A 20,288-nucleotide genomic window follows, 5' to 3' on the forward strand; every position below is an offset into this window, starting at 1 on the left:
CGCGCTCGCCGACGCGCCGCAGGCCTTCGGCGCCCGCCTCGCCGACTGGCAGGGCGACGGCGACCGCGAGGAACGCTGGCGCGCCCGGCTCGCCCTGCCCGGCTCGTACCACCTGGTCGCCCTCGTCGACGGCGAACCCCGCGGCATGGCCGGCGGCGTCCCCGGCGAACTCCCCGACAGCGCCGAGCTGATCTCGATGTGGGTTGCCGGCGAGGCCCGCGGCCGCGGCGTCGCCGACCGGCTCATCCGGGCCGTCGAGGAGTGGGCCGCGGGCACGGCGGGCGCCTCCCTGCTCCACCTCGCCGTCGCCGAGGGCAACGCTGTGGCGACGGCGCTCTACGTGCGCAACGGCTTCACGGACGACGGGGGGCCCGCCGGGGTCATGCCGGACGGGCGGGCCGAGCGTGTGCTGACGAAGCGGCTCGCGGGGACGCCGGCCTGAGGGAACCGGCCCGGGTCGGGCCGGGTGGGGCCGGGCTGGTCCGGTCCGGGCTGGTCCGGTCCGGCGTTCCACCCCGGGCCGGTGTCCTCGCGGATCACCAGGCGAAGGCCTCCGGGGCCGGACCCGGTCCCGGGAAGATCTCGTCGAGGCCCGCCAGCAGCTCCTCGTCCAGCTCCAGTTCCACCGCGCGCAGCGCCGAGGCGAACTGCTCCGCCGTGCGCGGCCCCACGATCGGCCCGGTGACCCCGGGCCGGGTCAGCAGCCAGGCCAGCGCCACCTCGCCGGGCTCCAGGCCGTGCTTGCCGAGCAGGTCCTCGTACGCCTGCACGCGCGCCCGGACGACCGGGTCGGCCAACCCGGCCGCCGACCGCCCCACCTTGGTGCGGGCCCCAGTGGCCTCCCGCTCCTTGCGCAGCGCGCCGCCCAGCAGGCCCTGGTGCAGCGGCGACCACGGGATGACACCGAGCCCGTACTCGCGCGCCGCCGGGACGACGTCCATCTCGGCGCGGCGCTCCGCCAGGTTGTACAGGCACTGCTCGCTGACCAGGCCCATCGAACCGCGGTTCGCTGCCGCCTCGTTGGCCTGCGCGATCTTGTACCCGGGGAAGTTCGACGACGCCGCGTGCAGGATCTTGCCCTGGCGCACCAGCACGTCGACCGCCTGCCAGATCTCCTCGAACGGGGTGCGCCGGTCCACGTGGTGGAACTGGTAGACGTCGATGTGGTCCGTGCCGAGCCGGCGCAGGCTGGCCTCGACCGCCCTGCGGATGTTGACCGCGCTGAGGCGGTCGTGGTTCGGCCACGCCTCCTCGTTCCAGGCCTTCCCGTCGGCCGACATGTTCCCGTACACCTTCGTGGCCAGGACCACCTTGTCGCGGCGGCCCCCGCCCCGCGCGAACCACCGCCCGAGGACCTTCTCCGTCAGGCCCTTCTCCTCGGCGACGCCGTAGATGTCCGCGGTGTCGAAGAAGTTGACGCCCGCGTCGACGCGGCGTCCATGATCGTGTGGCTGGTGGGCTCGTCCGTCTGACCGCCGAAGTTCATGGTGCCCAGCACGATGCGGCTGACCTTGAGGCCGGTGCGGCCGAGTTGTGTGTACCTCATGGGGTACCAGCGAACGCGTTCGAGTGAACTCCCGGCAAGGGGGTTTGTGGCCGGGGGTTGTGGTTGCGGCCGGTTGTTGGGTGCGGCGCCGTTGTGGTTGCTGTTGGGTTTCTCCCCCACCCGCCCTCCCCCGGCCGGAGGCTGGGGGAGGGCGGGACGGCGGGAGACAGCCCGCCGCAGGCGCAAACAACCCGCACACGACGACCGGCCACAACCACGGACCCGGGCACACAAAGCCGCCGGGTGGCTCAGGCCGCCTGACCGTCCACGACGCCCTTGGCGAAGTCCGCGCGCAGGCGCGCGAGTTCGCCGTCCGGCACCGCCCGCGCCCAGGCGTCGGGGAGCCCCCGCACGGTGTGGTCCTTGGTGGTCGCGGCGCTGTAGGTGGCCGTGCAGGTGAGCGACACGGTGCCGGAGGGCTGCATCTTCTTCTGGAAGGTGCAGGTCTTTACCTTGCGGCCGTCGAGGGTGATGTCGATGCTGATCTCCGCGTAGACGGGGTCGTCGGAGGCCTCCTCGGCGCCCAGGTCGTCGTACACGGAGTTCTGCAGGGTGAAGCGGGCCGTGCAACTGCTGTTGCCGCAGGGGGTGAAACGGGCCTTCCCCGTGGTGCTGAAGCTGACCGCGGGGTCGACGGCGGACTTCAGGGCGGCGAGGTCGCGGTCGTAGGCGGTCGTGAAGGTCTGGCGGTCGGCGCCGCCGAGCGCGCTCACCGTGGTGTCCAGCCCGTCGGGCAGGGGCAGCGGTCCCGAGGCGGCGGGGGAGTCGCCGGCGGCCAGCCGCAGCAGGGTGCGGGGGACGGATTCGCTGATCCAGAAGCGGCCGCCGGTCGTGGTCAGCACCTTGACGGGCCGTCCGGCGACCGTGGAGGAGGAGATGGCGTCGGGGCGCCCGCGGTCGGCGGCGTCACGGAGCAGGGCGGCGACGTTGGAGGGGTCCAGAGGGGTCGTCAGGTCGTCTATCTCGGGCAGGTCGGCGGAGGAGTCCATCCAGCGGCCGTCGATCCGGTCGAGGAGGTCGCCCGCGTAGCCGCGGTCCTTCCAGTAGGCCTTGCCGGCCTTGGTCAGGCGGTGGTCGTCGGTGGTGAGCAACCGCACGGTCGAGCCCTGGTCCTGCAGCGAGCCGCGGCCCCAGCCGCCCGGGGTGGTCTGCAGGTCGAACGGGGTGCTCGCCCCGCTGTCGAGGGCGAAGTCGCCCCGGTAGGAGACGACTTGGGCCTCCCCGATGGTGTCCGCGGCCTCGCGCAGCATGCGCCCGGCCTCCGCGGCCGGATCCCTGGGCGCGGTCGCCGAGGGGGACCTCCCGTCGCCGGAGCCGTCACCGCTCCAGGGCGCCCAGATGAGGAGGCCGGCCACCAGGGCCGCGGTGGCGAGCCCGGCCACGGCCAGCAGCGGGCCGCGCCGGCGGGGCGGCGGCGGGTAGCCGGGGTGCGGTGGGTACCAGGGCGCCTGCTGATGGGCCTGCGGCTGCGGCGGGTACGGCGGCGCCGGCGGGGGCGGCGGTCCGAAGCCGCCGCCTCCCGTGCCGCCCCCGGTTCCGTGGGCGGGACCCCAGCCGCCGCCGCCCCACGGTGTTCCGTCCGTCATATCCGCTTCTCCCCACTTCGTGCGGCCACTCATGCCCCCACCGACGTCCCCGTCAGGACGTCCCGCCGGGCGCCGACCCTCTCATCCGGCCCGCGTCCCCGCCCCGTCCTTCCGCGAATCCGCCGCGGGCCGGGCCCCCGCGGGTGCACGGCGGGTCCAGGGCAAGGTACTGCAGCGGCCGCGCGGCCCCGGCGGAGGGGTTTCTCATGCCGCTCTCATCGGCCGCTCAGGCTCTCATCACGGCTGGTTCCTACGGTCGCGGCAGCGGAGCGTGAGGCACTGCCCTCCCCCCGCTTCCCGTTCTCCCGACCCGGCGAGGAATCGCATGTTCTTCACGTACCTCCGGCGCGAACTCCGACGCCGCAGAAAGGCGGCGCTCGTCATCGCGATGGGCCTCGCACTGGGCATCGCCCTGGTGATCACCGTCAACTCGGTGTCGGCCGGCATGCAGCAGGCCCAGGGCAAGGTGCTGGAGTCGCTGTACGGCCTGGGCACCGACATGACCGTCACCAAGGCCGCCGACCCCGACTCCTCCTCCTCGGAACGCCCGCGCTTCCGGTTCGACGCGCGCGGCGACGACAAGGAGCAGAGCAGCGACCGCGTCATGGTCCAGGGCTTCCAGTCGCTGAAGTCCTCGGTCGTCGACCAGGTCGCCGGGCAGAGCGGGGTCGAGCAGGCGGTCGGCGGGCTGAGCCTGGTCGTCATCAAGGTCGACGGCCAGTTCCAGCGCGGCGAGTTCCAGCAGGCGCCGGGCGGCGGCAACCGGCAGCGGGGCCAGGGTGGCGACGGGCAGCCGCAGGGCGAGGTGCGCGGCGGCGGCGCCGACTTCGCCATCAACAACTTCACCGTCTACGGCACGGACGTCGCCCACCTCGGCCTCGGCCCGCTGACCTCGTCGAAGATCACCTCTGGGAAGACCTTCACCGCCGCGCAGGCCGACGCCAAGGTGGCCGTGCTCGACAGTGCCTACGCGAAGCAGAAGAAGCTGACGGTGGGCAAGACGCTCACCATCTCCGGCACCGCGTTCGAGGTCATCGGCATCGCGACCGCCGACAGCGGCTCCTCCTCCGCCAACGTCTACATCCCGCTGGAGCAGGCGCAGACGCTCGCGGACGCCAAGGACAAGGTCACCACGGTCTACGTCCAGGCCAGTGACTCCAAGAAGATCGACTCCGTCAAGTCCGCGATCCAGAAGAACGTCTCCGGCACGACGGTGACCACCTCCTCCGACCTGGCCTCCACGGTCTCCGGTTCGCTGTCCACCGCCTCGGACCTGGCGACCAACGTGGGCAAGTGGCTGTCGATCGCGGTGCTCGTCGCCGCCTTCCTCGTCGCCGGACTGCTGACCTCCTCCGCGGTCAGCCGCCGGGTGCGCGAGTTCGGCACCCTCAAGGCGCTGGGCTGGAAGAGCGGCCGGGTGACCCGGCAGGTCATGGGCGAGGCGATCGTCAACGGCCTCATCGGCGGCGCCCTCGGCATCGCCCTGGGCCTCGGCTGCGCCTACCTCATCACCGCGATCAGCCCCACCCTGGAGGCCACCGTGGGCGGGAGCGGCGGCGGTGGCGGGGGCGGCGGCTTCGGACCGGGCGGCCCGGCCCGGCGCGCCGCGGCCGACGCCCTGCACATCTCCCTCCAGGCGCCGGTGGAGGTCGACACCATCGTGCTCGCTGTGGTCCTGGCGGTCGCCGGCGGTCTGGTCGCCGGGACCTTCGGCGGCTGGCGGGCCTCGCGGCTGCGCCCGGCGGACGCCCTGCGCCGCGTCGAGTAGCCCGCGCCCGTCCCCGAGACCGGGGGCCGCGTTCCGCACCCCTCCCCCCGGCGCCGCGCGGCCCCCGCCCTTCCCCTTCAGGACCTCAGGAGTCACCTCATGTACAAGCTGAGCGGCGTGACCAAGCTCTACTCGCGCGGCAAGGACGTCGTGGACGCGCTGCGCGGCGTCGACCTCGTGATCGAGGACGGCGACCAGCTCGTCGTCCAGGGCCCCACCGGCGGCGGCAAGTCGACGCTGCTGCAGATGCTCGGGGGCCTCGACCGCCCGAGCGAGGGCTCGGTGGAACTGGACGGCGTCGACCTGGCCCGGCTGGGCGAGTCCCGGCTGACCAAGGTCAGGTCGCAGAGCATCGGCATCATCTTCCAGAGCTTCAACCTGATCCCCACCCTGACCGCGCAGGAGAACGTCGAGACCGCCCTCGTCCCGCTGGGCGTCAAGGCCGCCGAACGCCGTGCCCGTGCCGCCGAGGCCCTTGCCTCCGTCGGCCTCGGCGACCGGCTGCACCACCTGCCCGGGGAACTGTCGGGCGGTCAGCAGCAGCGCGTGGCGATCGCCCGGGCGCTGGTGAAGCGCCCCAAGGTGCTGCTCGCGGACGAGCCCACCGGTGCCCTCGACGAGGGCACCCGCGACGAGATCCTCGCGCTGCTGGAGGGGCTGTGGAAGGAGTACGGACTGACCTTCGTCATGGTCACCCACGACTCCGCCATCGCCCGGCGCGCCACGAGGGTCGCCACCATCAAGAAGGGCCGGATCACCGTCACCGAGCGGACCCCCGCGGCCTGAACCGCCCTACCCCGTCCCCGGCTCACGGCCCCCGGCGCGCGTCGCCGGGGGCCGTGCGGCGTTCAGTCCGTGACGCCCAGGTCCTCGCGCATCAGGCGCTGCATCGTCCGCAGCAGGGGTTCGGCGTCCTTCAGGGCCTCCAGCGCGGTCCGCGCGCTCTCGCCGTCCGCACCGAGGCCCCGGTCGAGGCGCTTGGCCGCGGCGTCCGCCGCCGCCAGGACGCGGTTGACCTCCCGTGAGGCCGCCAGGACGCGTTCCGGGACGATCATCTGCGCCTCGGCGTACCGGTCCCGGTGGTCGCGGCGGGACTCCTCGACCGCGTCCCGCTCCTCGGCGGAGTAGACCCCGTCCCTGATCCGGTGCAGGGCGTCCTTGAGCAGCGTGTGGAACTGCCGTGAGGCCCGGTTCATCGCCGTGTACGCCGCCCGACGCTCCTCGAAGCGGCGCAGGCGCTCCGTCTCGGCGGCCTCCGCCCGGCGCCGCCGGTCGTCGGCGCGCTGGGCGAGCACGGGCGCGAACAGGGTGCCCAGCACCCCGACGACCCCGGTGACCATCGCGCCGAGCGTGGCGTTCACGGTGCGCCTCCCGTCCCGCCCGGCGGGACGGCGCCGGCGGTCGGTGCCGCCGCGCGCGTGTTCTTCCGACGTCGGTGCAACGTGTCCCCCTGTGTCCGGTCCGGCCGCGCGGGAGCGCCGGTCCCCGTGCGCGTACACGCGTCGCACGGCCCCCGCCTCGCAGGCGCAGTATGGACCGCCCGCCGCGGGCGGCTCAAGCGTCACTCCGTGCGCAGGGTTCCTGGTCGGCGCGAGGTTGTCGAAGCGCTTCGACACTTGTCTGGACAGGGATATCGGGTCACCGGTAGCCTCATTGTCGAAGCGCTTCGACAGTCGTGGGGGGACGGGGATCCGGATGGTCACACTCGCCGAGGTAGCCCGCCATGCCGGGGTCTCCGCCAGCACCGTCTCGTACGTCCTCAGCGGCAAGCGGTCGATCTCCGAGAGCACGCGCCGGCGGGTCGAACGGAGCATCCAGGAACTCGGCTACCACCCGCACGCCGGTGCGCGGGCGTTGGCCAGCAGCCGCTCCAACATCATCGCCCTCATGGTGCCGCTCCGTACAGACATGTACGTCCCCGTCATGATGGAGATCGCGATGGCGGTCGCCACGACGGCCCGACGGCACGGCCACGACGTCCTCCTGCTCACCGGCGAGGAGGGCCCCACCGCGGTCCGCCGGGTCGCGGCCAGCGGACTCGCCGACGCGATGATCCTCATGGACGTCGAGCTGGAGGACGAGCGCATCCCGCTGCTGCGCGCCGGCGACCGGCCCGCCGTGCTCGTCGGACTGCCCGCCGACACCGCCGGACTCACCTGCGTCGACCTCGACTTCGCCGCCACCGGCGCCCTCTGCGCGGACCACCTCGCCGACCTCGGCCACCGCTCCGTCGCCGTCGTCGGCGAGGCCGCGGCGGTCTACCGGCGCCACACCGGCTTCGCCGAGCGCACCCTCCAGGGCCTGCGCTCCCGCGCCGCCGCTCGCGGACTGAGGGTCATCCACCGCCCCTGCGAGGGCAGTTACGAGTCCACCGCCGGGACCCTATCCCGCATCTTCGAGGAACGGCCCGACACCACCGCGCTCGTCGTCCAGAACGAGTCCGCCATCGGCCCCCTCCTCGGGCTCCTGCGGCAGCAGGGCCGCGCCGTGCCCGAGGACGTCTCCGTCGTCGCCGTCTGCCCCGAGCGGGTGGCCACCGACGCCGCCCCCCAGCTCACCTCGGTGGCCATACCCGCGCAGCAGATGGGCCGGCACGCCGTCGAACTCGTCATCGCCAAGCTGGGCGGCAGCCCCACGGAGGAGGTCCGCCTCCTCGGCCCCGAACTCACCGTCCGCGCGAGCAGCGGCCCGGCGCCGACCGCCTGACGGCGGCGGGCCGCCCAAGCGGCGCTCCGGACATGGGACTTCGTCCCCCGGCGGACGGCCGCCGTGCCATGCGCCTCGCGTACCTTCCGAAGCGTCAGCCCTTGCCCGCCCGCAGGCCCGTGAGGCCGTCGTAGGCGGCCATCACGAGTTCCAGGCCCCGGTTGTCCTGCGCGGGCTCGCGCATCTGGTTGGTCACGTACGCCACCGTCATGCGGGCACCGGGGTCGACCATGACGATCGAGCCGCCCCAGCCGCCCCAGCCGAAGGAGTCGCCGAACAACCCGTAGCCCAGACCCCAGCGCACCGGCATGCCCAGGACGCGGTCGTCACCGCTGAACTGCTCCTCCCGCGCGCGGTCGCAGCCCGCCCGTGACAGCAGCCGCACCCCGCGCACCGCACCGCCGCAGGCCGGCACGGACTGCACGAGGGCCACCGAGCGGGCGTTGCCGAAACCGCTCGCCGCGGGGATCTGCGCGCGGCGCCAGGCCACGCTGTTGCCGTCGCGGAGCCGAATGGCGGTGCCGGAGGCGGGGGATGCGGCGTCGCGCGCGCTCGCCGTGTAGTCCTCGTCGCGGGAGGGCGGCGGCACGGCGAGCGCCACCCGGTGGTCGTGTTCGGCGGGCAGCCCGATGTGGAAGTCGGCGCCCAGCGGCCCGGCCACCTCCCGCGCGAAGAACTCGCCCACGCTGAGGCCGGTGACGCGCCGTACGACCTCGCCCACGAGATGGCCCTGGGTGAGCGAGTGGTACCCGGCCGCGGTCCCGGGCTCCCACTGCGGGGCCAGCGCGGCCAGCCGCGCGGTGGCGGCCGGCCAGTCGTAGAGCTCCTCGACCGGCCCGTCCCAGTCGGGCAGTCCCGCGGTGTGCGCGAGCACGTGCCGCACCAGCACCTTCTCCTTGCCCGCCGCGGCGAACTCCGGCCAGTAGCGGGCGACCGGCGCGTCCGGGTCGAGGTCGCCGCGGTCCGCCAGGACCAGGGCGCACAGCGCGGTCATCGTCTTGGTGACGGACCAGACGCCGGTGACCGTGTCCCGCTGCCACGGGACCGTCCGGGCCGCGTCGGCGAACCCGCCCCACACGTCCACCACGGGCTCGCCGTCCACGAAGACCGCGACCGAGCCCCCCGTGTCCCCCTCGTCCAGCAGTCCGGCCAGCGCGCTCGGCACCGCGGTGAACAGGTCGTCGTACGTGCCCTGGATATCGGCCATGCGCCGTATTAGCGCGTATCCGCCGGCCGGGGGCAATCGAATTTCCCGCTCCGGGCCGGGACCCGCCCGGAGGGCTCAGCCGCCGGCCGGTGCGATGCCGACCGGGCAGGCCACGCCCGTGCCCTCGATGCCGCAGTAGCCGCCGGGGTTCTTGTCCAGGTACTGCTGGTGGTAGGCCTCGGCCGGGTGGAAGGGGCCCGCGGGGACGACCGCCGTGGTGATGGTGCCGTGCCCCCTGGCGCGCAGGGCGGCCTGGTAGGCGTCGCGGGAGGCGAGGGCGGTGGCGAGCTGCCCCGGGGAGTGGGTGTACACCGCGGAGCGGTACTGGGTGCCGACGTCGTTGCCCTGGCGGTGGCCCTGGGTGGGGTCGTGGGCCTCCCAGAACACCTTCAGCAGTTCCGCGTACGTGATCAGCGCCGGGTCGAAGACGACGCGCACCACCTCGGCGTGGCCGGTGAGGCCGCTGCAGACCTCCTCGTACGTCGGGTTCTCCGTGTACCCGCCCGCGTAGCCGACGAGCGTCGTCCACACACCGGGCGTCCGCCAGAAGACGCGCTCGGCGCCCCAGAAGCAGCCCAGCGCGAAGTCGGCGACCTCCAGGTCGGCGGGGTAGGGGCCGGTGAGGGGACGGCCGAGCACGGTGTGCCCGACGGGCACCGTGTACAGGGGCGCGGGCCGGCCCGGTATCGCCTCCTCCGGGGTGGGCAGGCGCGGCGTCAACGGGCGCGCCCGCGCACGGAGTTCCACTCCAGCCCCGCGAGCGCCTGCGCCCGGTGGGCGGCGTACGACGCGGCCGGGTCGGCGTCGTAGGCCCAGGGGACCGCGCCCGCGTAGCCGTCCACGGCGCGGAACTGCTCGACCGCCTCCGGGAAGCGCTCCGCGCGCAGCAGGAAGGCCGCCAGCAGGTGCCGCACCACGGGCAGCACCGGGTCGGAGGGTGAGGCGTGCTCGGTGGCGTAGAGGGCGCCGCCGATGGCCCGCGAGACGACCTCGCTCTCGTAGAAGCCGCGCACGAGGATGACCTCCGGCAGGTGCGCGAAGACCTCGAAGAGCGGCAGCGCCGGCAGCAGGCTGCCCTCGGGCGCGGAGGAGGCGGCCCGCTCGGCGAAGTCGCGCGCGGCGTCCTCCGGGAGGCGGGCGAGGGCGGCCAGGTGGGCGCCCATGTGGTGCGGGGCGCGGGAGACGACCTTCTCCCAGGCGGCGGCGAAGTCCGCGTCGGCGGCGAGCGCCACGACGTACGGCACGGGGTCGCCCGGCGCGAGCAGCGCGGCCTCGTCGGCGACCGTACGGGCCTCCTCCAGGATCATCGGCACGTCCGGGGAGCCGGCCGGCTCCCGCCGGGCCCGCTGCACCAGGAACGCCGCGTGGACGGCCGCACCGCCCGCGTCCTTGGCGTCCTCGACCCGCCAGGTGCGCAGCCATGCCGCGCCCGTGCCGGGGGACTGCGCCAGCTCGACCGCCGCGGCCCCCGCCAGCGTCTGCACCCGCTGCCAGCGCAGCTCCCCCTCGGCCGGGGTGCCCTTGAGGAGCGCGGCGACCGCGCGCCAGTCCTGGGTGCGCTGGGTCACGGTCAGCGCCTGCGTCAGCTCGTCGTCCGGACCAGGCAGCCGGATGTCGATGTCCTCCCGGGGCACGAAGCCGTACCGGACGGGATCGACCGCGGCGACCGCCCGCACACCGCGGTTGCGCAGCATGCGGGGCACCAGCACGATCGCGGAGATCAGCAGTACGCCGTACAGCACCCACAGGAATTCCATGATGACCAAGCCTACGCGGGCCCGGGCGGCACGTCCCGGGCCGCGGCTCGCACTACGCTCGGCGGTATGAGCGAGCAGCAGCACCAGAACTTCGAGACCCTCGCGATCCACGCGGGTCAGCCGGCCGACGCCGCGACCGGGGCCGTGGTCACGCCGATCTACCAGGTCTCCACGTACAAGCAGGACGGGGTGGGCGGCCTGCGCGGCGGCTACGAGTACAGCCGCTCCGCCAACCCCACCCGCACCGCGCTGGAGGAGAACCTCGCGGCGCTCGAGGGCGGCCGCCGCGGCCTGGCGTTCGCGTCCGGCCTGGCCGCCGAGGACTGCCTGCTGCGCACGGTCCTCAAGCCCGGCGACCACGTCGTCATCCCCAACGACGCGTACGGCGGCACCTTCCGGCTCTTCGCGAAGGTCGTCGAGCGGTGGGGCGTGCAGTGGTCGGTCGCCGACACCTCCGACCCGTCGGCGGTCCGTGCCGCACTGCGGCCCGAGACGAAGCTGATCTGGGTCGAGACCCCCAGCAACCCCCTGCTCGGGATCACCGACATCGCCGCCCTCGCGGACGTCGCGCGCGGCGCGGACGCCCGGCTCGTCGTCGACAACACCTTCGCCAGCCCCTACCTGCAGCAGCCGCTGGCGCTCGGCGCCGACGTCGTGGTGCACTCCACCACCAAGTACATGGGCGGCCACTCCGACGTGGTCGGCGGCGCACTGGTCGCGGCCGACGCGGGACTCGGCGAGGAACTGGCCTACCACCAGAACGCGATGGGCGCGGTCGCCGGGCCCTTCGACGCGTGGCTGGTGATGCGCGGCATCAAGACGCTCGCGGTCCGCATGGACCGGCACAGCGAGAACGCCGCCCGCGTCGCGGAGTTGCTCTCGCTGCACCCCAAGGTGACCCAGGTCTACTACCCGGGGCTGCCCGAGCACGCCGGGCACGACGTCGCGGCCAAGCAGATGAAGCGGTTCGGCGGCATGGTCTCCTTCCGCGTCGCGGGCGGCGAGGAGGCGGCGGTCGAGGTCTGCAACCGGGCGCGGCTGTTCACGCTGGGTGAGTCCCTCGGCGGCGTCGAGTCCCTCATCGAGCACCCGGGCCGCATGACGCACGCCTCCGTCGTGGGGTCCGCACTGGAGGTGCCGGCGGATCTGGTGCGGCTGTCCGTGGGCATCGAGTCCGTCGACGACCTCCTCGAGGACCTTCGGCAGGCCCTCAGCGCGTAGCGCTGCGCTGTGCCGCACCGGTGTCGCGGGGGGTGCCCCCCGCGGCCCCGTTGTTGTGCGCGGGTTGTTTGTGGCTGGGGTTGAGGCTTTTTCCCCGCCCGCCCTCCCGATTGCCCGGCGCGATTGGTGCGGGCCTGCGCAAGTTCGTCGGGGGTCGGCGCCGCGCCGGCGCACTCCCCCAACCTTCGGCCGGGGGGACCCCCAGAACGCTCGCGGTTTACCCCCACATCATTCGGCACCGGGTCCGCCGCTCGTCTCCCCCAGCCTTCGGCCGGAGGGACCCCCAGGGCGCACCCCGACACACCCCCTCCCGCCGTATGGGTGCACAACGGCCGGTGGGGGGTATAGAGGCAGTTCGGAGCGCCCCGAACCGATCGCTTGCCCCACGGCCCCACGGGTTCAGCCCGCATCATTCGGCACCGGGTCCGCCGCCCGTCTCCCCCCGCCTTCGACTGGGTGAGCACCCCGCTACACGCCCTCTTGCCGTGTGGGCGCAGAACGGCCGGTGGGGGGCAGTGGAGGCGGTCTGGGGCACTGCCCGTGTCTGCTACCGAGCCCTGTCCCGCCCCTGGGCGGCACCCTCCTCGTGTGGGCGCATGACGGTCGGTGAGGGGTGCGTCGGACGGGTGCGGTGCCCCCGACTCCCTCTGGCCACCCACCGGCCGTTGGTCGCTGTCGATTCGGAGGGGGTCGGGGAGTTGGGGGCACCCCCGGCCGAAGGCTGGGGGAGGGTGGGCGTTCTGGACGCCGACGTGTATGTGATGTGCGGCAGCGACGGCACCGACGAGTGCTGCCCGTCATGCACATGAATATGCGGTACAGGATGCCCACCCCGGAGGCCCCGCCCCCGGTCCACCCATGCACAGTGCGCAGGCCCGCACCAATCGCGCCGGATGGGGGCACCCCCGGCCGAAGGCTGGGGGAGGGAGGGAGGGAGGGCGGGCGGACGCCCGCCGCAGGCGCAAACAACCCGCACAAAGCAACGGGCCGCGAGGGGCACCGCAAACAACCAGGTGGCCCGGCGCAGCCGTCACCACTGGCCCGGCGTCGTCTCCAGCGGATCCCCCGCCGGCCACCACAACACCGCGAGGACGACCGCGACGACGACCCCCACGACGAGCAGCGTCCACAACACGGCGTGCACCACGCGGCGCCGGGCCAGGACGCGGCGGCCGCGTTCGGCGGCGCGCGGGGCGAGGTCCAGGGGGACCGCGGGGTGCGGCCCGTCGAGCAGCCGGCGGACCTCGTCCTCCTTGCGGTCGTACGGGCTCACGACGCGGCCCCCCTGGCCCCCGCCTGCGCTCCCGCCTGCGCCTGCTCCCGGCGGCCCCTGCCGCCCCCCACGGGCCGGCTGCGCAGCGCCGCCGTGGCGCGCAGGGTGACCGCCCGTACCCGTTCCGAGGGCATGCCGAGCTGCGCGGCCGCCTGTTCCTCGGCGATGCCCTCGTACAGCCGCAGCACGATCACCAGTCGTTCCCGCACGCCGAGCGTGCCGAGTACACCGCCCCGGGGGCGCCGCCAGCGGGGCCGGTGGGCGAAGCGGCGGACGAGTTCGGCGCGGGTGAAGGCGTACGGGTCCTCCCCCCGCATCCGGAACCAGTCCGCGTAGGTGCGCGACAGGGCGGCGCACAGCAGCTCGGTCCCCTCCGCCCGGTCCCCCGTGAGCAGGACGGCGACGTGCAGCAGCCGCCCTGCCGCGCCCGCCGCGAAGGCCTCGAACTCGGCCTCGCGCAGGCGCTCCGCTGCCTCCCGGCGCTCTCCCACAGCGACATGGGACGGCAGACGGCGACCTCAGGTCAAGAGTTCTGCTCGTCTCCCTGTGTGACGGACGAGTGGTACTGCGCCAGCGCGGAGTTGAACCGGCCCAGGAGGTCGGTGAAGGACTCGCGCTCCTCGGGCGTCCAGTCCTCGGTCACGACCTCCATGAGCCGCTGCCGCGAGCTGCGGACCTCCTCCAGGCGTGAACGCCCGCGCGGGGAGAGCGCGAGCACGACCGCCCGCCCGTCCTCCGGGTGGGAGGTGCGCTTGACCAGTCCGCTGTCGACGAGCGGGGCGACCTGCCGCGTGACGGTGGAGGAGTCGATGCCCATGCCCTCCGCGAGCGCCTTGACGCCCATCGGGCCCTCGTTGTCCAGGCGGTGGAGCAGCAGGTACGCGGCCCGGTCCATGGAGTTGCGGGCCTTGCCGACGCCACCGAGGCGCGTCTGTTCCGCGCGGCGGGCGAAGAGCGCCACCTCGTGCTGCAGGCGCTCCAGGAGGTCGGTCGTGATCTCCGAGGGGGGAATGGGCATGGCCGGAAGCTCGCGTTCTGTCGGTCCTGCGAAGGTTGGGAGAAGAGTACGCGGAGAGCGTCACCCCGGGACCCCGCCGCGGAAAACTGCTCGGTCCGTCCGGGCGGCCGCCCCTGCTGCAAGACTGGGGACCATGGAAAGCCCCGCACGTCAGGCCCGTCGTACGATCCGCGCGACGGTGGCCGCGCGGCCGTGTCCGGTCACCATCGACGATGTGCGCGGCGCGCACAAGATGCTGTCCGGTGTGGCCCGCGTGACACCGATGGAAGGAAGCCGTCACCTGTCGCGTCTGGTGGCCGCCCCGGTGCACCTGAAGTGCGAGAACCTGCAGCGCACGGGCTCGTTCAAGGTGCGCGGCGCCTATGTGCGGATCGCGGGGCTGCGGCAGGAGGAGCGCGCGGCGGGCGTGGTGGCGGCGAGCGCCGGCAACCACGCGCAGGGCGTGGCGCTGGCCGCGTCGCTGCTCGGGGTGCGCTCCACCGTCTTCATGCCGTCCGGCGCCCCGCTGCCGAAGGTCGCGGCGACCCGTGAGTACGGGGCGGAGGTGCGGTTGCACGGGCAGGTCTTCGACGAGACGCTGCGCGCCGCCCAGGAGCACGCGGAGGCGACGGGCGCGGTCTTCATCCACCCCTTCGACCACCCGGACATCGTGGCGGGGCAGGGCTCGGTGGGGCTGGAGATCCTGGACCAGTGCCCGGAGGTGCGCACGATCGTCGTGGGGATGGGCGGGGGCGGGCTCGCGGCCGGCGTCGCGGTGGCGGTGAAGTCGATGCGTCCGGAGGTGCGGATCGTCGGGGTGCAGGCGGCGGGCGCGGCCGCGTACCCGCCGTCGCTGGCGGCGGGGCGGCCGGTGGCGCTGGACTCGGTGGCCACCATGGCCGACGGGATCAAGGTGGGCTGCCCGGGGGAGGTGCCGTTCGCCATCGTCCGCGACCTGGTGGACGAGGTGCGCACGGTCACCGAGGACGAGCTGTCCAGCGCGCTGCTGCTGTGCCTGGAGCGGGCGAAGCTGGTGGTGGAGCCGGCCGGGGCGAGCCCGGTGGCGGCTCTGCTGTCGCGGCCGGACTCCTTCGACGGGCCGGTGGTCGCGGTGCTGTCCGGCGGCAACGTCGACCCGCTCCTGATGGAGCGCACCCTGCGGCACGGCATGGCGGCCGCCGGGCGCTACATGTCCTTCCGGCTGCGGCTGACGGACCGGCCGGGGGCGCTGGCGGCGCTGCTGGAGATCCTTTCCGGGAGTGACGCAAACGTGCTGGACATCGCGCACGTCCGCACGGATCCTCGGTTGGGGCTGAGCGAGGCCGAGGTCGAGCTGCACCTGGAGACCCGTGGCCCTGAGCACCGGGCCGCCGTGGCGGAGGCGCTGCGGACGGCGGGGTACGTGCTGCTCTGAGGCCGTTCGGTCCGGATTGTCAGTGGCGTGCGGCATGGTGGAGTCGGGTGTCGTGGACGCGGGACGGCGTGTGCGGGCGGAGCGAGAGTAATCCGCTTGACGCGATATATCGCGTCTGGGATGCTCGCGACACATCGTGGTGCGCTGCCGCACGGCCGCGCGCCCACAACAGTCCCCATGCACCCCAGCCCCGAATCGGAGACATCGCATGCCAGGCGCCATCCATGCCGAAGGTCTGGTGAAGACCTTCGGTGACGTACGGGCACTGGACGGAGTGGACCTCGACGTCCCTGAGGGGACCGTCCTGGGCCTCCTCGGCCCCAATGGGGCCGGGAAGACGACCGCCGTGCGCGTCCTGACCACCCTGCTGCAGCCGGACAGCGGCAAGGCGGTCGTGGCCGGCATAGACGTGCTGAAGCACCCCAACGAGGTGCGCCGGCAGATCGGTCTGTCCGGCCAGTTCGCCGCGGTCGACGAGTACCTCACCGGCCGCGAGAACCTGCAGATGGTCGGCCAGCTGTACCAGATGAGCGCCCGGGACGCGAAGGCCCGCGCGACGGAGCTGCTCGAGCGCTTCAACCTCGCCGAGGCAGCCGACCGCACGGCCAAGACCTACTCCGGCGGCATGCGGCGCCGGCTGGACCTGGCGGCCGCGCTGGTCGTCAGGCCGCCGGTGATGTTCATGGACGAGCCGACCACCGGCCTCGACCCCCGCAACCGCCTCGCGCTGTGGGAGGTCATCCAGGACCTGGTCGCCGGCGGCACCACGCTGCTGCTCACCACGCAGTACCTGGAGGAGGCCGACCACCTCGCCCACGACATCTGCGTGATCGACCACGGCAAGGTCATCGCCCGTGGCACCTCCGACGAGCTCAAGGCCCGGACGGGCGGCGAGCGCGTCGAGGTCGTCGTCCACGACCGTGAGCACCTGGCGACCGCCACCGAGCTGCTGAACGGCTTCGGCAAGGGCGAGACGACGGTGGACGGCCACACCCGGCGGATCACCGTCCCGGTCTCGGGCGGCGCCAAGCTGCTCGCCGAGGTCATCCGCGAGCTCGACACCCGTGGCATCGAGATCGACGACATCGGTCTGCGCCGGCCCACGCTCGACGACGTGTTCATGTCCCTCACCGGCCACGCCGCCGAGGAGAAGGAAGAGGAGTCCCAGTGACCACGGTGACCGACGCGGTCCCCACCAGCGCGCCGCGCACCTCCAACCCGATCGTGCAGTCCGTCCGCGACTCGCTGGTCGTCGCCCGGCGGAACCTGATCCGCATGCTGCGCATCCCCGAGGTCGTGATCTTCGGCCTCGTGCAGCCGATCATGTTCGTGGTGCTGTTCAGCTACGTCTTCGGCGGCTCCATGAACGTCGGCGGCTCCACCAGCCCCGCGCTCTACCGCGAGTTCCTGATGGCGGGCATCTTCGCCCAGACCGTGACCTTCGCCACCGCCGGCGCCGGCGCGGGCATCGCGGACGACATGCACAAGGGCCTCATCGACCGCTTCCGCTCGCTGCCCATGGCCCGCGGCGCGGTGCTCACCGGCCGCACCCTGGCGGACCTGGTGCAGACGGCCCTCACCGTCGTGGTCCTCGCGATCGTCGCCGTGCTCGTCGGCTGGCGCGTCCACGAGGGCCTGCCCAAGGCGCTGGCCGCGTTCGGCCTGCTGCTCCTGCTGGGCTACGCGTTCTCCTGGATCGGCGCCCTGATCGGCCTGTCCGTCCGTACCCCGGAGGCGGCCACCTCCGGCGGCCTGATCTGGCTGTTCCCGCTGACGTTCATCTCGAACGCCTTCGTGGACTCCAACCAGATGACCCCCTGGCTGCGGCACATCGCCGAGTGGAACCCGTTCAGCTCCACCGTGCTGGCCTGCCGGGAGCTGTTCGGCAACCTCCCGCCCGGCTACCAGACGCCGGACGTCTGGCCGATGCAGCACCCGGCGCTGGCCTCGGTGCTGTGGTCGATCGTCATCATCCTGGTCTTCCGCACCCTCGCGGTGCGCAAGTACCGTTCGGCGACCGCCTGAGCCCGGCCCGCGGGCGCACGCCCGCGGCACGCGACGAGCCCCCGGCCTTCCCGGCCGGGGGCTCGTCCGCGTTCCGGTGCGGCCTCAGCCGCTGTGCGGCTTGGCGTCGAGGATCTTCACCGAGGCCTTCTTGCCGTTCGGGAGCTCGTACGTCGCGTCCTCGCCGACCTTCTTGCCGTTCACGCCCGAGCCCAGGGGCGACTGCGGCGAGTAGGTCTCCAGCTCGGAGGAGACGTACTCACGCGAGCCGAGCAGGAACGTCAGGGTGTCGTCCGGGTCGCCGTCGAAGGCGATCGTGACGACCATGCCGGGCGCGACCACGCCGTTGTCCGCCGGGGCCTCGCCCACCTTGGCGTGCTGCAGGAGCTGCGTCAGCTGGCGGATCCGGAGCTCCAGCTTGCCCTGGTCCTCGCGTGCCGCGTGGTAGCCGGCGTTCTCCTTGAGATCGCCCTCCTGGCGGGCTTCCTCGATCTTGGCGACGATCTCGGCGCGTGCGGGACCCGACAGGTGCTCCAGCTCGGCCTTGAGCTGGTCGTACGCCTCCTGGGTCAGCCAGGTGACGTTCTCGCTGGTCTGGGTCACAGGTGCTCCTCGTCGTACTCGAACTCGCTTGCTTACAAATGAACGCCCTACCCAAAAAGATGCGTCTTCGCGGGAGGGCGAAACCACGAGCGTAACAATTCCCCCCGACAATCGGCGAGAGGAATGCCATCAAGAAGCCATCGGCCCAGCTCACGGGGCGAATGGCCGGGCAGGTCGGATCAGGCGGCGCCTTGGCAGCCGACCAGTTCCGCGGAAGTCCCGCGACTCGTGGTGCGAATGGTGACGACGGTGTCGATGCGACTGGTGTGCTGATTGAGGCGAACGTCCTTGCGGCCCACCTCGCCGTGGTCCTCGGCGAGCGAGCGCAGGGTGCACACCGCCGTGACGCCGGTGTCCTTGCGCACCTCGATGTGGACCTGGACCGCCTGGTCGGAGACGACCTGGAACTTGATCACCTCGGCGCTGACCTCGGTGCCGGTGAGCTTGTCCCAGCCGATCCAGCCGACGAACAGCAGCAGGACGACGCCGAGCACCGAGCCGACCAGCCGCAGCCTGCGGTCCGCGCGCGCGTCGGCGCCGGCACCCCGCCCGTACCGTCCCTCGGGCAGCCCGTCGCGCTCCGCGCTCATCATCCAGTCCTCCCGGGGCCCGGGGAATCCCGCCGTGGAATCAAACAGCCCCTCGCTTCGGTCACTATAGAAGCCGCTACTTACGACCCATGACTGAGGATCCGACCTTGACCGAGCAGCTGCGACTGATGGCCGTGCACGCACACCCCGACGACGAGTCCAGCAAGGGCGCGGCCACCATGGCCCGGTACGTCTCCGAGGGCGTCGACGTCCTGGTCGCCACCTGCACCGGTGGCGAGCGCGGTTCCGTGCTCAACCCCAAACTGCAGGGCGACACCTACATCGAGGAGCACATCCACGAGGTCCGCGCCAAGGAGATGGACGAGGCGCGCGAGATCCTCGGCGTCCGGCAGTCCTGGCTCGGCTACGTCGACTCCGGACTTCCCGAGGGCGACCCGCTGCCCCCGCTGCCCCAGGGCTGCTTCGCCCTCCAGGACGTCGACGAGGCCGCGGGCACCCTGGTGAAGCTCATCCGCGAGTTCCGTCCGCACGTGATCACCACGTACGACGAGAACGGCGGCTACCCGCACCCCGACCACATCATGACCCACAAGATCTCGATGGTCGCCTTCGACGCCGCCGGCGACCCGGAGCGCTACCCCGAGGCCGGCGAGCCCTGGACGCCGCTGAAGCTCTACTACAACCAGGGCTTCAACCGGCAGCGCACGGTCGCCCTGCACGAGGCGCTGCTCGCCCGCGGGCTGGAGTCCCCGTACGGCGAGTGGCTGGAGCGCTGGCAGACCGCCGACCGGCCGGAGCGCAACATCACCACGAACGTGCCGTGCGCGGACTTCTTCGAGATCCGGGACAAGGCGCTGCTCGCGCACGCCACCCAGATCGACCCCGACGGCGCCTGGTTCCACGTCCCGATGGAGCTCCAGAAGGAGGTCTGGCCCACCGAGGACTACGAGCTCGCGCAGTCCCGGGTGGACACCTCCCTCCCCGAGGACGACCTCTTCGCGGGCATCCGGGAGAATTGAGCGCGTGAACGCGACTCTCGGCACGGCCGCAGCCCAGCTCGTCCCCCTCGCCGTCAAGGACCTGGACCAGAACAAGGTGACGCCGGGCCTGCTCGGCTTCGTCATCTTCGCCCTCATCGGCCTGTCCCTGTGGTGGCTGATGAAGAACATGAACAAGCAGTTCAAGAAGATCGACTTCGAGGAGCAGCCGACGGAGCCGGCCAAGTCCGCCTCCGTCGCCGGCCCCGAGGGACCCGGCCGCACGGACTGAGGCACGCCGGACCCCCTCCCGCGCGGGAGGGGGGACCGCGGCCGTGCTCACTGCGGCGCGGCGACCGTGACCCGCGTGAAGAGCAGCGGGACACCCTCGTCGTCGGAGCGCGTGTACGAGGTCCGCACCGCGACCACCCGCACGTCGTGGTCGTGCACGGCGACGTGCCCGCCGACGGCCGGGACGGGGAGCGCGCCGCTGGAGACGATCACGGCGAGGGCGTCGTCGACGCGGGCCGGCGCCTCCCACGCGAAGGTGATCGTGTGCCGTACCGGGCTCTCGTGGTAGATGCTGGCCTCGCGCGGCAGCGCCTGCTCCCGGTCGCGGATGGGCTGGAGCGCAGCGGGCAGCCGGTCCATGGTTCGTCCTCTCGCGGTCGGTCCCCG

General features: G+C 73.1%; 21 protein-coding genes and 1 pseudogene. 10 read left to right on the forward strand and 12 right to left on the reverse strand.

Going from position 1 to position 20,288, the window contains the following annotated elements; translation table 11 throughout:
• A partial coding sequence (locus ACZ7MY_RS39110; protein ID WP_499610095.1) for a GNAT family N-acetyltransferase occupies window positions 1-442 on the forward strand: 442 nt, incomplete at its 5' end.
• Between the two features lie 94 nt (window positions 443-536).
• On the opposite strand, the pseudogene ACZ7MY_RS39115 reads toward ACZ7MY_RS39110, so the two are convergent.
• A pseudogene (locus ACZ7MY_RS39115) lies at window positions 537-1,546 on the reverse strand (aldo/keto reductase).
• Window positions 1,547-1,794: 248 nt separating this feature from the next.
• Entirely contained in the window at window positions 1,795-3,132 is a 1,338-nt protein-coding gene (locus tag ACZ7MY_RS39120) for a hypothetical protein (protein WP_499610098.1), read from the reverse strand.
• Window positions 3,133-3,457: 325 nt separating this feature from the next.
• Here ACZ7MY_RS39120 and ACZ7MY_RS39125 point away from each other — a divergent pair, with 325 nt between their 5' ends.
• Together ACZ7MY_RS39125 and ACZ7MY_RS39130 are read left to right on the forward strand one after the other, a co-directional pair.
• Window positions 3,458-4,900 carry an ABC transporter permease gene (locus tag ACZ7MY_RS39125; RefSeq protein ID WP_499610100.1) on the forward strand — a complete coding sequence of 481 codons (1,443 nt, stop codon included), beginning with the start codon at window positions 3,458-3,460 and terminating at the stop codon, window positions 4,898-4,900.
• A gap of 99 nt (window positions 4,901-4,999) precedes the next feature.
• Window positions 5,000-5,686: an ABC transporter ATP-binding protein gene (locus ACZ7MY_RS39130; RefSeq protein ID WP_499610103.1), complete on the forward strand. Its 687-nt coding sequence runs from the start codon at window positions 5,000-5,002 to the stop codon at window positions 5,684-5,686.
• A 62-nt stretch (window positions 5,687-5,748) separates the two neighbouring features.
• On the opposite strand, the gene ACZ7MY_RS39135 is transcribed toward ACZ7MY_RS39130, so the two are convergent.
• On the reverse strand, window positions 5,749-6,261 hold the full coding sequence (locus ACZ7MY_RS39135; protein WP_499610105.1) for a hypothetical protein: 513 nt from the start codon (window positions 6,259-6,261) through the stop codon (window positions 5,749-5,751).
• Window positions 6,262-6,595: 334 nt separating this feature from the next.
• Here ACZ7MY_RS39135 and ACZ7MY_RS39140 point away from each other — a divergent pair, with 334 nt between their 5' ends.
• Window positions 6,596-7,606 (forward strand): LacI family DNA-binding transcriptional regulator, encoded by a 1,011-nt coding sequence (locus tag ACZ7MY_RS39140; protein ID WP_499610107.1) that lies wholly within the window; start codon window positions 6,596-6,598, stop codon window positions 7,604-7,606.
• A 94-nt stretch (window positions 7,607-7,700) separates the two neighbouring features.
• On the opposite strand, the gene ACZ7MY_RS39145 is transcribed toward ACZ7MY_RS39140, so the two are convergent.
• The 3 genes from ACZ7MY_RS39145 to ACZ7MY_RS39155 all read right to left on the reverse strand — a co-directional run bounded on the left by ACZ7MY_RS39145 (window position 7,701) and on the right by ACZ7MY_RS39155 (window position 10,570).
• A complete protein-coding gene (locus ACZ7MY_RS39145; protein ID WP_499610110.1) occupies window positions 7,701-8,813 on the reverse strand; it encodes a serine hydrolase domain-containing protein in 1,113 nt (370 codons plus the stop codon).
• A 75-nt stretch (window positions 8,814-8,888) separates the two neighbouring features.
• Window positions 8,889-9,533 (reverse strand): peptide-methionine (S)-S-oxide reductase MsrA, encoded by a 645-nt coding sequence (msrA, locus tag ACZ7MY_RS39150; RefSeq protein ID WP_499610112.1) that lies wholly within the window; start codon window positions 9,531-9,533, stop codon window positions 8,889-8,891.
• Window positions 9,530-10,570: a hypothetical protein gene (locus ACZ7MY_RS39155; protein WP_499610114.1), complete on the reverse strand. Its 1,041-nt coding sequence runs from the start codon at window positions 10,568-10,570 to the stop codon at window positions 9,530-9,532. Before ACZ7MY_RS39155 ends, msrA begins: the two co-directional genes overlap by 4 nt.
• Before the next feature lie 66 nt (window positions 10,571-10,636).
• Between ACZ7MY_RS39155 and ACZ7MY_RS39160 the strand changes: the two genes are divergently transcribed.
• The gene (locus ACZ7MY_RS39160) at window positions 10,637-11,791 is read left to right on the forward strand and encodes a cystathionine gamma-synthase (protein WP_499610117.1); all 1,155 of its coding nucleotides are present in this window, start codon (window positions 10,637-10,639) and stop codon (window positions 11,789-11,791) included.
• Between the two features lie 1,030 nt (window positions 11,792-12,821).
• Here the strand turns inward: ACZ7MY_RS39160 and ACZ7MY_RS39165 are convergent.
• The 3 genes from ACZ7MY_RS39165 to ACZ7MY_RS39175 are packed head-to-tail and all read right to left on the reverse strand — an operon-like array spanning window position 12,822 to window position 14,082.
• Complete coding sequence (locus ACZ7MY_RS39165) at window positions 12,822-13,064, reverse strand: hypothetical protein (RefSeq protein WP_499610118.1); 243 nt, start codon at window positions 13,062-13,064, stop codon at window positions 12,822-12,824.
• Window positions 13,061-13,555, reverse strand: a complete 495-nt coding sequence (locus ACZ7MY_RS39170; protein WP_499610121.1) for a sigma factor-like helix-turn-helix DNA-binding protein — start codon at window positions 13,553-13,555, stop codon at window positions 13,061-13,063. Before ACZ7MY_RS39170 ends, ACZ7MY_RS39165 begins: the two co-directional genes overlap by 4 nt.
• A 32-nt stretch (window positions 13,556-13,587) precedes the next feature.
• Entirely contained in the window at window positions 13,588-14,082 is a 495-nt protein-coding gene (locus ACZ7MY_RS39175) for a MarR family winged helix-turn-helix transcriptional regulator (protein WP_089224297.1), read from the reverse strand.
• Window positions 14,083-14,314: 232 nt separating this feature from the next.
• On the opposite strand from ACZ7MY_RS39175, the gene ilvA reads away from it, so the two are divergent.
• The 3 genes from ilvA to ACZ7MY_RS39190 all read left to right on the forward strand — a co-directional run bounded on the left by ilvA (window position 14,315) and on the right by ACZ7MY_RS39190 (window position 17,500).
• Complete coding sequence (gene ilvA, locus ACZ7MY_RS39180) at window positions 14,315-15,475, forward strand: threonine ammonia-lyase (protein ID WP_499610249.1); 1,161 nt, start codon at window positions 14,315-14,317, stop codon at window positions 15,473-15,475.
• Between the two features lie 208 nt (window positions 15,476-15,683).
• Window positions 15,684-16,646 (forward strand): ATP-binding cassette domain-containing protein, encoded by a 963-nt coding sequence (locus ACZ7MY_RS39185; protein ID WP_499610124.1) that lies wholly within the window; start codon window positions 15,684-15,686, stop codon window positions 16,644-16,646.
• Window positions 16,643-17,500 (forward strand): ABC transporter permease, encoded by an 858-nt coding sequence (locus ACZ7MY_RS39190; RefSeq protein WP_499610127.1) that lies wholly within the window; start codon window positions 16,643-16,645, stop codon window positions 17,498-17,500. The genes ACZ7MY_RS39185 and ACZ7MY_RS39190 overlap by 4 nt, the downstream gene beginning before the upstream one ends.
• A gap of 84 nt (window positions 17,501-17,584) precedes the next feature.
• Here ACZ7MY_RS39190 and greA read toward each other — a convergent pair whose 3' ends face one another.
• The gene (gene greA / locus ACZ7MY_RS39195) at window positions 17,585-18,082 is read right to left on the reverse strand and encodes a transcription elongation factor GreA (protein WP_499610130.1); all 498 of its coding nucleotides are present in this window, start codon (window positions 18,080-18,082) and stop codon (window positions 17,585-17,587) included.
• Window positions 18,083-18,261: 179 nt separating this feature from the next.
• Complete coding sequence (locus tag ACZ7MY_RS39200; RefSeq protein WP_499610251.1) at window positions 18,262-18,672, reverse strand: DUF4307 domain-containing protein; 411 nt, start codon at window positions 18,670-18,672, stop codon at window positions 18,262-18,264.
• 107 nt (window positions 18,673-18,779) lie between these two features.
• Between ACZ7MY_RS39200 and mca the strand changes: the two genes are divergently transcribed.
• Window positions 18,780-19,652 (forward strand): mycothiol conjugate amidase Mca, encoded by an 873-nt coding sequence (gene mca, locus ACZ7MY_RS39205; protein ID WP_499610132.1) that lies wholly within the window; start codon window positions 18,780-18,782, stop codon window positions 19,650-19,652.
• Between the two features lie 4 nt (window positions 19,653-19,656).
• On the forward strand, window positions 19,657-19,902 hold the full coding sequence (locus ACZ7MY_RS39210) for a hypothetical protein (RefSeq protein WP_499610136.1): 246 nt from the start codon (window positions 19,657-19,659) through the stop codon (window positions 19,900-19,902).
• A 47-nt stretch (window positions 19,903-19,949) separates the two neighbouring features.
• Here the strand turns inward: ACZ7MY_RS39210 and ACZ7MY_RS39215 are convergent, their stop codons facing one another.
• Entirely contained in the window at window positions 19,950-20,261 is a 312-nt protein-coding gene (locus ACZ7MY_RS39215; protein ID WP_499610138.1) for a hypothetical protein, read from the reverse strand.
• Between the last annotated feature and the right edge of the window lie 27 nt (window positions 20,262-20,288).

This window comes from Streptomyces sp. NPDC111520 (assembly GCF_055635295.1).